The sequence below is a fragment of the Streptomyces sp. NPDC004610 genome (genome assembly GCF_040609715.1).
Classification (GTDB): Bacteria; Actinomycetota; Actinomycetes; order Streptomycetales; family Streptomycetaceae; genus Streptomyces.
Genome location: NZ_JBEXLA010000002.1, coordinates 70826 through 82997 on the forward strand (window position 1 = coordinate 70826; position 12172 = coordinate 82997).

13 protein-coding genes are annotated in these 12172 nt (G+C 72.8%); 9 read left to right on the forward strand and 4 right to left on the reverse strand.

Translation table 11 applies throughout. The annotated features are described in order from the left end of the window. Positions 1-192: 192 nt before the first annotated feature. Entirely contained in the window at positions 193-453 is a 261-nt protein-coding gene (locus ABZX40_RS02445) for a UBP-type zinc finger domain-containing protein (RefSeq protein ID WP_355740643.1), read from the reverse strand. Positions 454-515: 62 nt separating this feature from the next. On the opposite strand from ABZX40_RS02445, the gene ABZX40_RS02450 reads away from it, so the two are divergent. Continuing rightward, complete coding sequence (locus tag ABZX40_RS02450; RefSeq protein ID WP_355740641.1) at positions 516-2114, forward strand: Na+/H+ antiporter; 1599 nt, start codon at positions 516-518, stop codon at positions 2112-2114. A 54-nt stretch (positions 2115-2168) separates the two neighbouring features. On the opposite strand, the gene ABZX40_RS02455 is transcribed toward ABZX40_RS02450, so the two are convergent. Then, positions 2169-3080: a pyridoxal-phosphate dependent enzyme gene (locus ABZX40_RS02455; RefSeq protein WP_355740639.1), complete on the reverse strand. Its 912-nt coding sequence runs from the start codon at positions 3078-3080 to the stop codon at positions 2169-2171. A 54-nt stretch (positions 3081-3134) separates the two neighbouring features. After that, positions 3135-3725, reverse strand: a complete 591-nt coding sequence (locus tag ABZX40_RS02460) for an N-acetylmuramoyl-L-alanine amidase (RefSeq protein WP_355740637.1) — start codon at positions 3723-3725, stop codon at positions 3135-3137. A gap of 343 nt (positions 3726-4068) precedes the next feature. On the opposite strand from ABZX40_RS02460, the gene ABZX40_RS02465 reads away from it, so the two are divergent. The 7 genes from ABZX40_RS02465 to ABZX40_RS02495 all read left to right on the forward strand — a co-directional run bounded on the left by ABZX40_RS02465 (position 4069) and on the right by ABZX40_RS02495 (position 10816). Further along, positions 4069-5475, forward strand: coding sequence for a family 2B encapsulin nanocompartment shell protein (locus ABZX40_RS02465; RefSeq protein ID WP_355740635.1), 1407 nt, complete (start codon positions 4069-4071; stop codon positions 5473-5475). A 48-nt stretch (positions 5476-5523) separates the two neighbouring features. Beyond that, entirely contained in the window at positions 5524-6636 is a 1113-nt protein-coding gene (locus ABZX40_RS02470; protein ID WP_355740633.1) for a family 2 encapsulin nanocompartment cargo protein polyprenyl transferase, read from the forward strand. Positions 6637-7303: 667 nt separating this feature from the next. Next, positions 7304-7906 (forward strand): GNAT family N-acetyltransferase, encoded by a 603-nt coding sequence (locus ABZX40_RS02475; protein ID WP_355740631.1) that lies wholly within the window; start codon positions 7304-7306, stop codon positions 7904-7906. A gap of 186 nt (positions 7907-8092) precedes the next feature. Continuing rightward, positions 8093-8677 (forward strand): dihydrofolate reductase family protein, encoded by a 585-nt coding sequence (locus ABZX40_RS02480; RefSeq protein WP_355740629.1) that lies wholly within the window; start codon positions 8093-8095, stop codon positions 8675-8677. 51 nt (positions 8678-8728) lie between these two features. Continuing rightward, positions 8729-8962, forward strand: a complete 234-nt coding sequence (locus tag ABZX40_RS02485; protein WP_355740627.1) for a hypothetical protein — start codon at positions 8729-8731, stop codon at positions 8960-8962. A gap of 171 nt (positions 8963-9133) precedes the next feature. Then, positions 9134-9547 carry a YciI family protein gene (locus tag ABZX40_RS02490; RefSeq protein WP_355740625.1) on the forward strand — a complete coding sequence of 138 codons (414 nt, stop codon included), beginning with the start codon at positions 9134-9136 and terminating at the stop codon, positions 9545-9547. 30 nt (positions 9548-9577) lie between these two features. Beyond that, entirely contained in the window at positions 9578-10816 is a 1239-nt protein-coding gene (locus ABZX40_RS02495) for a sigma-70 family RNA polymerase sigma factor (protein WP_355740623.1), read from the forward strand. Positions 10817-10837: 21 nt separating this feature from the next. Here the strand turns inward: ABZX40_RS02495 and ABZX40_RS02500 are convergent, their stop codons facing one another. Beyond that, positions 10838-11602: a VOC family protein gene (locus ABZX40_RS02500; protein ID WP_355740621.1), complete on the reverse strand. Its 765-nt coding sequence runs from the start codon at positions 11600-11602 to the stop codon at positions 10838-10840. A 157-nt stretch (positions 11603-11759) separates the two neighbouring features. Here ABZX40_RS02500 and ABZX40_RS02505 point away from each other — a divergent pair, with 157 nt between their 5' ends. Next, positions 11760-12083 carry a helix-turn-helix transcriptional regulator gene (locus tag ABZX40_RS02505; protein WP_355740619.1) on the forward strand — a complete coding sequence of 108 codons (324 nt, stop codon included), beginning with the start codon at positions 11760-11762 and terminating at the stop codon, positions 12081-12083. The last annotated feature ends 89 nt before the right edge of the window (positions 12084-12172 follow it).

Genomic DNA, 12172 nt, shown 5'->3' on the forward strand with positions numbered 1-12172 from the left:
TCATAGTAAACACGCGAATACGCTCCGTGGCTAGGGGTGTGCCGGGCCCAAATGGGAAGAGCGCGCGCCGCATTGACGTACCCAGGCGTCAGACGGTCGAACCGTCCCCGATCCGGACCTGTCGTGGATCACATCGGGCCGGTTCCGGACAGTACGGCGATCGCCCGGGGTCACCGCCGGGGTCACCGGAGGTCACACCAGGACATGATCGACGAAGCACCACCGCCAGCTCTCGCCGGGCTCGAAGGTCTTCATCACCGGGTGGCCGGATTCCTTGTGGTGCTCGGTCGCGTGCCGGTGCGGCGAGGAGTCGCAGCAGCCGACGTGGCCGCAGGAGAGACAGAGCCGCAGCTGCACCGGGTTCGTCCCGTCGGCGAGACACTCCAGACAGGTCTCACTGGCCGGGGCGGGTTCCGGGTGCGGCAGCGCGTCGGCGTGCGTGCACTGTTTCATGATTGCCAGATTACGACGGGTGTGCGGGAGACCGCGCGCACAACGAAGGGCGGGGATGACGCATGGACGTGATGCCGCTGCTGTTGCTGGTGGCGGGCAGCGCCGCGGTCGCCGCGGCCGGGCGGCGCACGCCGGTGCCCGCGCCGCTGCTGCTGGTCACCGCGGGCCTGGCGGTGTCCTACGTACCGGGCGTACCCGAGTACGCGCTCGACCCGCACATCGTGCTGCCGCTGCTGCTGCCCCCGCTGCTGCACACCGCCGCCACCGACAGCTCCTACCTCGATCTGCGGGCCCAGCTGCGGCCGGTCGCGCTGCTCTCCGTCGGCTATGTGCTGTTCGCGACGCTGGCCGTCGGCTACGCCGCCTATCTGCTCATCCCGGGGCTGCCGCTGACCGCGGCGCTGGTGCTGGGCGCGGTGGTGGCGCCGCCCGACGCGGTCGCCGCCACGGCGGTCGCGCGCCGGGTGGGACTGCCGTCCAGGATCACCACCATCCTCCAGGGCGAGTCCCTGGTGAACGACGCCACCGCGATCACCGCCTACCGGGTCGCCGTCGCGGCGGCCGTCGGCGAGGGGGCGAGCTGGGCCGGCGGGATCACCGAGTTCGTGGTCGCGGCGGTCGGCGGCATCGGGATCGGGGTGCTGCTGATGTTCCCGATCCACTGGCTGCGCATCCATCTCAAGGAGGCCCTGCTCCAGAACACCCTCTCGCTGCTCATCCCGTTCGCCGCCTACGCCGTCGCCGAGCAGGTGCACGCCTCCGGGGTGCTCGCGGTCGTCGTGGTCGCGCTGTACCTGGGCCATCGCGCGTGGGAGGTGGACTTCGCGACCCGGCTCCAGGAGGACGCGGTGTGGCGCATGGTCGCCTTCGTCCTGGAGTCCGCCGTCTTCGCCCTCATCGGCCTCCAGCTCCCGGTCGTCCTGCGCGGACTCGGCGCCTATGAGGGACTCGACGCCGCCTGGTACGCCATCGCCGTCTTCCTGGTGGTCGTCGCCTCGCGGTTCATCTGGGTCTATCCGGCGACCTTCCTGCCCCGGATCCTCTTCGCGCGGGTGCGTGAACGCGAGGAGAACCCGACCTGGAAGGGCGCGTTCGTCATCTCCTGGGCCGGGATGCGCGGGGTGGTCTCGCTGGCCATCGCCTTCTCCATCCCGGTCACCATGGACGACAGCGAGCCCTTCCCCGGCCGCAATCTGATCCTGTTCCTGACCTTCACCACCGTCATCGGCACCCTCGTCCTCCAGGGCCTGACCCTGCCGCCGCTGATCCGCGTCCTGCGGCTGCCCGGCAAGGACGTCCAGGCCGAGACCCTGGTCGAGGCCAACGCCCAGGCGCAGGCGTCCCGGGCGGCCGAGCAGCGGCTGGACGACCTCCTCACCGATGAGCGCAACGCCCTGCCCGGCCCCCTCGCCGACCGGCTGCGCACGGTCCTGGAGCGCCGCCAGAACTCGGTGTGGGAGCGCCTCGGCCAGCCCAACCCGGTCACCGGGGAGACCGTCGACGACACCTACCGGCGGCTCTCCCGCGAGATGATCGGCGCCGAGCGCGCGGTCTTCGTCCGGCTGCGCGATCTGCGCTACATCGACGACGAGATGCTGCGCACCCTGCTGCGCCGGCTGGACCTGGAGGAGGCGGCGGCCTACCGGGAGAGCTCGGAGTGAGGTGTGCGCGTGCGCGGGCGCGGACGGCGGTGTACGGCGTCCGCGCTCCCCGCGTCAGACGCCGCCCCCGAACGGCGCTCCCGTGACGACCGCCGCCACCCGGGTCCCGCGCGGGAAGGCGCCCGCCTCGGCGAGGGCGACTAGGGCATAGAGCAACTTGGCGACATACAGACGTTCCACCGCGAACCCATGGCGCTGTTCGACCCCGCAGGCGAACACGTCGAGTTCCTCCGGCACGCGCGCGTAGCCGCCGAAATGGAAGCCGTCGGCCAGCGCCCAGGTGCCGCGCTCCCCGCCGAAGGCGGCGCCCTGGAGGGCGCGGATCTCGGCGCCGAGGAACCCGCCTCTGAGCACCGGCACCCCCAGCGCGCGCTGGTCGGGGCCCAGACCGGCGGCCAGCCCCGCCAGCGTGCCCCCGGTGCCGCAGGCCACGGCGACCACGTCGGCCGCGCCCCGCAGCTCCTCGCCGAGCGCGGCGCAGCCCCGGACCGCGAGGTCGTTGCTGCCGCCCTCGGGGATCACCACAGCGTCCCCGGCGTCCGTGGCGCGCAGGAGCGCGGCGCGGGTCGCGGGGTCGGTCTTGCGGCGATAGGTCGATCTGTCGACGAAGTGCAGCCGCATGCCGTCGGCGGCACAGCGGGCCAGGGAGGGGTTGAGCGGGGCGGCGGCCAGTTCGTCGCCGCGCACCACGCCGACGGTCGGCACACCGAGCAGCCGGCCCGCGGCGGCGGTGGCCCGCAGATGGTTGGAGTAGGCGCCGCCGAAGGTCAGCACCGTACGGCCGGTGGCGGCGGCCAGGTTCGGGGCGAGCTTGCGCCACTTGTTGCCGATCAGCTCCGGGTGGATCAGATCGTCCCGCTTGAGCAGCAGCCGTACGCCTCGGCGGGTGAAGCGGGCGTCGGTCACCTCCACCAGCGGCGAGGGGAGCCGGGGGCGCAGCGCGGCGACGGGATCGGGGCCGGTCATCGGCCCATTGTCGGCCACGCCGCCGCGCGCTCGCGGTGGCCCATGGCCGGGCCGCTACTTCAGCCGTCCCTTGACGCGCTCGCGCATGCTGGCCATGGTGAAGCCCTTGGGGTCGATCTTCCCGGGCTGCCACTCCAGGTGCCCGATCACCGAGCGCTCGCTCCAGCCGTGGGTGCGGCAGACCGCTGCCGCCGCCTTGGCGATGGCGTCGAGCTGGGCGGCGGGCCAGGGGTCCTTGCCGTCGCCGAGGTTCTCGCACTCGAAGCCGTAGAAATGGGTGTTGCCGTCGGTGTTCGCCTCGTTGTCCGGCGGGAGGCCTTTCTCGGCGATGACGGCCTTCAGTACGTCGTCGTCGCCGAGCCCCGCGTGGTTGGCGCGGCCGTAGCCGACGAGGTGGACGGTGCCGTCCTTGGTGATGACGCCGTGGCAGAGCGGGCCGGGCAGGGAGGCGTAGCCGTCGCGGCAGATCTCCACGGTTCTGGCGCTGCCCTTGGTGACGGTGTGGTGGATCATCACGCCGTGCACCGGCCCCCACGGGCCCTTGCTGTTGCGGTTGTGGGTACGCCAGTCGCCGACCTCGACGACCTTCAGCCCCTCCTCGCGCAGGGTATTCAGAAATGTGTTCGCGGACATGGGTGGGGCCATGGCCGTCTCTCCTTCGTGCAGCTGAGCGCCGACCGCCGGGCGCGGCCGTCTCGTACCGCTGCTTGTACCGAACGCACCGCCGCCGAACCCTTCGTTCGTACAGCGTGCGAGTGGATTCGGACAGATCGATTCCGCTACGGAGAGGGGTGGGGGAGGGGGCGGAGGGGCGCATTCCGGCGTGGGGTGGGGTGCCGTGGTGCCTCACATGTGCCCCGGCGCGCGGTGATCCATTCCCGCTCTTTCGGGTAATAGCACCGGCACGCCGGGTGATGGAAACCTTGCCGCGGAGTTCGGTGCCCGGCGGCGGAGTGCTGTCCGGGCATGACCGGGAGGGCAGTTCCATATGTCGGTAGGCGAAGAGGTCCGCACGGAGCAGGGCGAGCCGCAGCAGAGTCTGGGTACGGCGGCCGCGCGGAACCTGGCCACCACGACCAAGTCCGTGCCGCAGATGCAGGAGATCAGCTCGCGCTGGCTGCTGCGGACGCTGCCGTGGGTGGACGTGCAGGGCGGCACGTACCGGGTGAACCGGCGGTTGACCTACGCGGTCGGCGACGGTCGCGTCACCTTTGTGAAGACCGGCGACCGCGTCGAGGTCATCCCCGCCGAGCTGGGCGAACTGCCCGCCCTGCGGTCGTACGAGGACGGCGAGGTGCTGACCGAGCTGGCGCGGCGATGCGTCCAGCGGGAGATCCCCGCGGGGGAGGTGATCGCCTCCTTCGGCAACCCGACCGACGAGGTCTATCTGCTGGCGCACGGCCGGGTGGAGAAGGTGGGCACCGGCCCCTACGGCGACGACGCCGTGCTCGGGGTCCTCGCCGACGGCGCCTACTTCGGGGAGCAGGCGCTGCTGGACCCGGACGCGATCTGGGAGTTCACCGTCCGCGCGGACACCCCCTGCACGGTCCTCGTGCTCGCGCGCGACCACTTCCAGCAGGTCGCCGAACGTGCGGAAACGTTGCGCGGGCACCTCGACGCACTGCGCGCGATCCCCGCGCAGCGCACCAACAAGTACGGCGAGAAGGAGATCGACGTCGCGGCCGGCCACTCCGGCGAGCCCGACATCCCGCACACCTTCGTCGACTACGAGGGCAGCCCCCGCGAGTACGAGCTGAGCGTCGCCCAGACCGTGCTGCGGGTCCACTCCCGGGTCGCCGACCTCTACAACCAGCCCATGAACCAGACCGAGCAGCAGTTGCGGCTCACGGTCGAGGCGCTCAAGGAGCGCCAGGAGCACGAGCTGATCAACAACCGCGAGTTCGGTCTCCTCAACAACTGCGAGTACGACCAGCGCATCCAGCCGCATGACGGTGTGCCGAGCCCCGACGACCTCGACGAACTGCTCAGCCGCCGCCGCGGCACCAAGCTCTTCCTCGCCCACCCGCGCGCCATCGCCGCGTTCGGCCGCGAGCTGAACCGGCGCGGACTGGTCCCGGAGAGCCTGGACGCAGGCGGCAACCGCATCCCGACCTGGCGGGGCGTGCCGATCTACCCCTGCAACAAGATCCCGGTCACCGAGGCCCGCACCACCTCCATCATCGCCATGCGTACCGGCGAGCAGGACCAGGGCGTCATCGGGCTGCGGCAGTCCGGGCTCCCGGACGAGATCGAGCCGAGCCTGTCGGTGCGGTTCATGGGCATCAACGAACAGGCCATCATCAAATACCTCGTCACGGCCTACTACTCGGCGGCCGTGCTGGTCCCGGACGCGCTCGGCGTGCTGGAGAACGTCGAGATCGGCCGCTGGCAGTGATCCCTCCCGCACCCACGCCGTGTCCGCGGGCTTCCTGAAGGGGATCCGATGGCCGAGTTGACAGCACCGGACGCCGGACGCGGGAGCGGCGGGGTACGGGAGAGCGGGGTCGCCGTCCACCCGGACGGCGACCCGGACGCCCCGCACGAGGCGGCGCACATACTGGACCGTACGAGGGCGTCCGTCGACCCCGAACTGCGGTCCGCCTTCGCCGCGCTGCCCGCGCAGATGCGGCGCGTCGCCCGCTACCACTTCGGCTGGGAGAACCCGGACGGAACGCCCTCGGCGGGCGGCGCGGGCAAGGCGATCCGGCCCGCCCTGGTGCTCACCGCCGCCGAGGCCCTGGGCGGCGCCACCGCCCGGTCCTCGGCGGTACGGGCCGCGGCGGCGGTGGAGCTGGTGCACAACTTCACCCTGCTGCACGACGATGTGATGGACCGGGATGTCACCCGGCGCCACCGGCCCACCGCCTGGACCGTGTTCGGCGACGCCGACGCGATCCTGACCGGGGACGCCCTCCAGGCGCTGGCCCTGCTGATGCTCGCGCGGGACCCGCATCCGGCGGCCCCGCGCGCGGCGGCCCGGGTCACCGCCTGTGTGATCGAGCTGTGCGAGGGGCAGCACGCCGACACCGCCATGGAGAGCCGGGCACCCGGCGAGGTCACCCTCGCCGAGGTGCTCACCATGGCGGAGGCCAAGACGGGCGCCCTCATCGGCTGCGCGTGCGCGGTCGGCGCGCTGTACGCGGGGGCGGACGACGAGGTCGTCGACGCGCTGGACGCCTTCGGGCGGGCCGCCGGGCTCGCCTTCCAGCTGATCGACGACGTCATCGGCATCTGGGGCGACCCGGGCCGCACCGGCAAACCGGCCGGCGCGGATCTGGCCGCCCGCAAGAAGTCCCTGCCGGTGGTCGCGGCGCTCACCTCGGGCACCCCCGGGGCGGCCGAACTGGCCGCGCTGTACGGGGAGCCGTACGACCAGCGGGATCTGGAGCGCACGGTGCTCGCCATCGAGCGGGCCGGCGGCCGGGACTGGGCCCAGAGCCAGGCGGCGGACCGGATCGGCCGTGCGATGGACCAACTGGCCCAAGCGATCCCGGACCCCGCGGCGGCGGACGGCCTGCTGTCGTTGGCGGAGTTCGTGACGCGCCGGAGCGCTTGACGTCCCGTCTTGGCGTGGGGCGGGCGTGATGCCGGGGGCGTGGTGGGGGCTTGGTGGGGGCGTGGTGGGGGCTGTGGCGGGTCCTGCCGGGGGTTGGGGGTCGGGTGCCGTGCGGGGGGCTGTGCTGCGTGCCGGGTCCCGTGCCGGGGCTGTGCCGGGTCCCGTGCCGGGGGCTGTGCTGCGTGCCGGGGTCGGGTGCCTTGCTGGGTGTCCGGTGCCGGCGCGGGGGCTGGGTGCTGTCCTGGGTGCCCGTTCCCCGTGCCGGGGGGGCGGCTCCAGTGTCGGGCGGTGGCTGGGTCTCCGGTGCCGGGCGGTGGCTGGGTCTCCGGGGCGGTTCAGGTGCCCCGGAGGCTCCGCCGGGCCGGGGGCTCCGGGGCCGGAGTGGATTTTCGCCGGAGTGGATTTCAGGGGCCGGGGTGGATTCCGGGGGTGGGGCGGGGCCGGGGACGGGCGGGGGCTGACGCTTGCCCGGCCTTGGGGCGGGGGTCGGTCATCCACCGGCTCGGTGGGCTGCGTTGCAGTGGCCCCCCGGCAGGCCCCCGCGCTGTCCTCCCCGGAGGGACCCCGCGCGACCCCACGCTGCGCGGGGCCCGCTGCCTCCCCACCCACCCCCCGCTACTCTTCAACCGCCAGAAGACCGCGGTGGGTTGAAGGGAAGGGCGGGATCATGGGTGTGGCGATCCGGACGGCGGGGGAGGGCGACCGGGAGCAGGTCGTCCGGCTGCTGGACTCGGCTTTCCGGGACGACCCGGTGAGCAACTGGGTCTTCCCCGGGGACGCGTTGCCCCGCGCCCATCACCGGCTGATGGGGGCATTCACCGACATCGTGCTGGCCGACGGCCGGATCGATCTGCTGGAGGACGGCACGGGGTGCGCCCTGTGGCTGTCCGTTCCAGTGGGGGCGGAAGGGCACGAGGAGGGTGAGGATGACGCCGTACGGCTGCGCGAAGTCGTCGATCCCGGGAATCCGCGGGTGGAGCAGATCGCCCGGCTGACCGCCGGTATCCATCCCGGAGGGCGGGCGCACGAGTATCTGTGGATGGTCGGGGTGGCCCCGGAGCGGCAGGGGGAGGGGCTCGGCGGGCTGCTGATCGGGGCCGTGCTGGACCGCTGCGACCGGGACGGGACGCCCGCGTATCTGGAGGCGAGCAGCGCGCGCAGCCGGGGGCTGTACGGGCGGCTGGGCTTCGAGCCGCTCGGCGCACCGCTGGAGCTGCCGGACGGCGGGCCGTCGATGTGGCCGATGTGGCGGGAGGCGCACGCCTCCTGATCACCCCTGTCCGACCCCTCTGACCTGCGGCGATCGAAGGTCGAACCCGTCTCGCGGCGCGCTGGGCCGCGAGACGGGTTCTTTAAAGGGCTTGCAACCACTACGGGTGGAGTACTACAAATGAAGTTGTCAGCGAGTCGTATGCGTGTCCGTATGCGTGTCCAAGACGAGTGAGAAGAGATCGGTTTGCGCAAGCTCACGTATTTCATCGCCTGTTCCCTGGACGGATTCATCGGTGATCCGCAGGGGGACGCCACGGAGATGGTCCGGTTCGTGGACGAGGAGTTCTTCGGTTTCCTCACCACGGAGTACCCGGAGACCGTGCCGACCATCGGCCGCCGGGCCACCGGCACCGACCATCTGGCCAACAAGCGGTTCGACACGATCATCCAGGGCCGGGCCAGCTACGACCTGGCTCTGAAGGAGGGCATGCCCAGCCCCTACGCCCATCTGCGGCAGTACGTCGCCTCCACCACCCTCGGCGAGTCTCCTGACCCGGATGTCGAGATCGTCGCCTCCGATGTCGTCGGGAAGGTGCGGGAGCTGAAGGCGGAGGAGAGCGGGTTCGGGATCTATCTGTGCGGCGGCGCGCAGCTCGCCGGGGCGCTCTTCGACGAAATCGACGAGATCGTCGTCAAGACCTATCCGATCGTCTACGGCTCCGGAATGCCGATGTTCGCCAAGGGCTGCGACATCACGGAGTTCACCCTGGAGTCGCTGCGCACCTTCGGCAACGGGGTGCTCGTCCGGACGTACGGCCGGACGCGCTGAAGCGGTGCACGGCAGGGGGCGGGGAGCGGTCCGCCGTCCTACGCTGGGGGCATGGACAGTGAAGGACATGCCTGTCCGGTCTGCGGACAGCCGGTGGAGACAGTGATACGGCGCCACAAGACGCTGGGCACCTGGGTGCCGACCTGGGTCGGCGGGCCCTGCCGGAACCAGAAGTGCGCGGCGTACGCGGAGCCCGAGGGGATGGAGCGGGCGGAGGGCTCGGTGGTCGGCGGGGACGATCGGCCGGCCGCCGATCGGGAACGCGCTTCCGGGCGGTCCGGCTGAGCGATCCGCGCCGGGTGCCGCCGGACATTCGGTCCGGAAGTTCGGTCTGGAAGTTCGGTTCGGAAGTTCGGTTCGGAAATTTCTCCGCTCCCTGTCGAGAACGGTCGATCGGTTCCGACGTCCCGTGTGAGAGTCGCCCGGCAGGGGCGGCCGAGCCGAAGGAGCGGAACGATGAAGTACCTCGTCATGATTCAGGGCGCGCAGATCGACTACGACGCCATGGGCGGCAAGGCGTCGGCCTCCTCCCCGGCCTGGGGCGAGCAGGACCTCCAGGCGATGTACGCCTTCATGCGCGCGCTCGACGACGACCTCTCGGAGAGCGGTGAGCTGATCGACGGCCAGGGCCTGGCCGCCCCGGAGCAGATCCGGCACGTCACCCTCGGCGAGGACGGCAAGCCGGTCGTCACCGACGGCCCGTACGGCGAGACCAAGGAGATGCTGGCCGGGTACTGGGTGCTGGACTGCGCCGGGCTGGAGCGGGTCACGGAGATCGCCGCCCGGATCGCCGGGTGCCCGCAGCCCGCCGGGGCGCCGGTCTACCCGGTGGAGATCCGGCAGATCCTGGACGGCGCCGGGGACCTCTGAGCGGCCGGGAGTGGTCGGGAGCGGTCGGCCGTGAGCGGCGGCGACAGCGTGTCCGGTGCCCTGCGGGACGCGCGGGAGCTGATCCCGTCCGTCCTCGGGGCGCTGGTGCGCCGGTACGGGCACTTCGACGCCGCCGAGGACGCCGTGCAGGAGGCGTTGATCGCGGCGGCCGAGCAGTGGCCGGAGCGGGGGGTTCCGGACAATCCCCGGGGCTGGCTGATCAGGGTGGCGGCGCGGCGGCTGACGGATGTGCTGCGCAGTGAGGAGGCGCGGCGGCGACGAGAGGAGCGGGTCGCCGCGCTGGCGCCCCGGGACGCCTTCACCGCGCCGCCGCCGGGCGCGGACCGGGCGCCGCGCGAGGACGACACCCTCACCCTGCTCTTCCTGTGCTGTCACCCGGATCTCGGCCCCTCCGCCCAGCTCGCGCTCACCCTGCGCGCGGTCGGCGGACTCACCACGGCCGAGGTCGCCCGTGCCTGTCTGGTGCCGGAGGCGACGATGGCGCAGCGGATCAGCCGGGCCAAGCGGAAGGTGCGGGGGGTGCGGTTCGCCCGGCCCGACGCCTGGGCCGCCCGGCTCCCGGCCGTCCTGCACACCCTCTACCTGATCTTCAACGAGGGGTACACGGCCACCTCCGGGCCCCGGCTCCAGCGCCGGGAACTGGCCGGGGAGGCGATCCGGCTGACCCGTACCGTGCACCGGCTGCTCCCGGACGACACCGAGGTGACCGGGCTGCTGGCGCTGATGCTGCTCACCGACGCCCGCCGCGAGGCGCGCACGGGGCCCGGCGGCGATCTGGTGCCGCTGGACGAACAGGACCGGGGGCACTGGGACAAGGCCGCGATCGACGAGGGTGTCGCCCTGATCACCGGGGCGCTGGAGCGGGGCCGTCCGGGGCCGTACCAGCTCCGGGCGGCCATCGCCGCCGTCCACGACGAGGCCCCGTCCGCCGACGCCACCGACTGGCGGGAGATCCTCGGCCTCTACGACATCCTGGTCCGGATGGTTCCCGGCCCCGTGGAGCGGCTCAACCGCGCGGTGGCGGTGGCGATGGTCGACGGCCCGCACGCCGGGCTCGCCGCCGTGGACGCCCTGGGCCCCCAGCCGGGCCACCGGGTCGACGCGGTACGCGGCCATCTGCTGGAGCGCGCCGGGGCTTACGAGGAGGCGCGCGCCGCCTATGAATCGGCGGCGGCGCGGACGCTGAGCCTGCCGGAACGGCGCTATCTGCGGGGGAGGGCGGGGGCCCTCGGACGCCGGGCACCCTAGCCCGACCGGAAGTTCGGGCGCTCAGTCGCCTTTCGGGCGCCCGCCCGTCTCCGGGTCGCGGCCGGTGAGGCAGTACGTGCCGCCCGCCGGGTCGCGCAGGACGATCCAGTACGGGTGCCGCCGCACCAGGGTGGCGCCGAGCCGTTCATGGGCGGCGGCGGTGGTGTCGAGGTCGGCGCAGGCGAGGTCGAGATGGGCGGCGGCGGGCCGCTCGGTGCCGAGCCGCTGGAGCAGGACGCGGACGGGCAGCCCGGTCGGCGGGACGAGGGCCCGGAACTCCGGGAGCGGACTGGTGACGAACTCCCACCCCGACCCGTCGGCACCGGCGAGGAGCGCGGTCCAGAAGGCGGCCTCGGCGTCGTACGCGGACGGTGGGGTGTCCAGGCAGACCTGGTCCAGGCGGCTGCCGCCGACGACCGGGGGCCGGACCGACTCCCCGTGCCAGGGCACCGCGCAGAACGCGTGCCCCGCCGGGGAGCGCAGGACGGTCCACCCGTCGTGCGTGGCGTCGACCCGCGCCCCGAGCCGCAGGGCCTGGGCGGTGAAGGCGCCGACGTCGTCCACGGCGAAGTCGAGATGGGCGCCGCCGGGGCCGGAGTCCGTGCCCTGCGCCTTGACACAGGGGTCGGCTCCGGTGCCCGGGTCCGGCAGCAGGGTGGCGAACTCACCCCGGTCGCCCCGGAGCCCGGAGGCCCGGGTGCCGGTGACGGCGGTCCAGAAGGCGAGGGCGGCGCCGAGGCGCTCGGCGGGCCGGTCGATGAAGGCGTAGGTCCAGCGGACGGTCATGACGCGAGGGTAGGGGGGAGGTGGGTGGGGGGCGGGGGAATTTCGGTGGGCGGGCGGGGAGAAGGGGAGGGCACGGTCCACGGGTGGTGGCGAAGACCTGTGTACCGGCGGAGCGCGGCCGGGCCCGGCCGACCTATGGTCGCCGCGAGGAGGGCTGATGAATCACAGCACATGGAGGACCCGCCGTGCCCGGCAGCTCGCCGGGGAGGAGGCTGAGTACGACCAGGAGTACATCGACGCACGGCTGGCCGGAGACCTCGGGCAGACCGTCTACGACCGGCGGATCGAACTCGGACTGTCCCAGAGCGAGCTGGCCGAGCGAGCCGGGATGACGCAGCCGCAGGTCTCCCGGCTGGAGGGCGGCGACACCGTGCCCACCCTGCCGCTGCTGCGGCGCCTGGCGAAGGCCCTGGACGGCTCGCTGAGCGTGGTCGTCGACGCGAGCGACTCCCGCGTCACCTTCACCCCGCACGCGGCCTGAAAAGCGGACCGCACCCGGACGCCGCAGCTGCCGGGATCGGCGGGCTGCGGGCCGGGTGCGGTCGGGTAGACCGTGCAAGCAGGTAAGAG

Bases quoted from the DNA above. Each gene is read 5' to 3' on its own strand.
- ABZX40_RS02445 (WP_355740643.1), bottom strand. From the start codon at position 453: ATGAAACAGTGCACGCACGCCGACGCGCTGCCGCACCCGGAACCCGCC.
- ABZX40_RS02450 (WP_355740641.1), top strand. From the start codon at position 516: ATGGACGTGATGCCGCTGCTGTTGCTGGTGGCGGGCAGCGCCGCGGTC.
- ABZX40_RS02455 (WP_355740639.1), bottom strand. From the start codon at position 3,080: ATGACCGGCCCCGATCCCGTCGCCGCGCTGCGCCCCCGGCTCCCCTCG.
- ABZX40_RS02460 (WP_355740637.1), bottom strand. From the start codon at position 3,725: ATGGCCCCACCCATGTCCGCGAACACATTTCTGAATACCCTGCGCGAG.
- ABZX40_RS02465 (WP_355740635.1), top strand. From the start codon at position 4,069: ATGTCGGTAGGCGAAGAGGTCCGCACGGAGCAGGGCGAGCCGCAGCAG.
- ABZX40_RS02470 (WP_355740633.1), top strand. From the start codon at position 5,524: ATGGCCGAGTTGACAGCACCGGACGCCGGACGCGGGAGCGGCGGGGTA.
- ABZX40_RS02475 (WP_355740631.1), top strand. From the start codon at position 7,304: ATGGGTGTGGCGATCCGGACGGCGGGGGAGGGCGACCGGGAGCAGGTC.
- ABZX40_RS02485 (WP_355740627.1), top strand. From the start codon at position 8,729: ATGGACAGTGAAGGACATGCCTGTCCGGTCTGCGGACAGCCGGTGGAG.
- ABZX40_RS02490 (WP_355740625.1), top strand. From the start codon at position 9,134: ATGAAGTACCTCGTCATGATTCAGGGCGCGCAGATCGACTACGACGCC.
- ABZX40_RS02500 (WP_355740621.1), bottom strand. From the start codon at position 11,602: ATGACCGTCCGCTGGACCTACGCCTTCATCGACCGGCCCGCCGAGCGC.
- ABZX40_RS02505 (WP_355740619.1), top strand. From the start codon at position 11,760: ATGAATCACAGCACATGGAGGACCCGCCGTGCCCGGCAGCTCGCCGGG.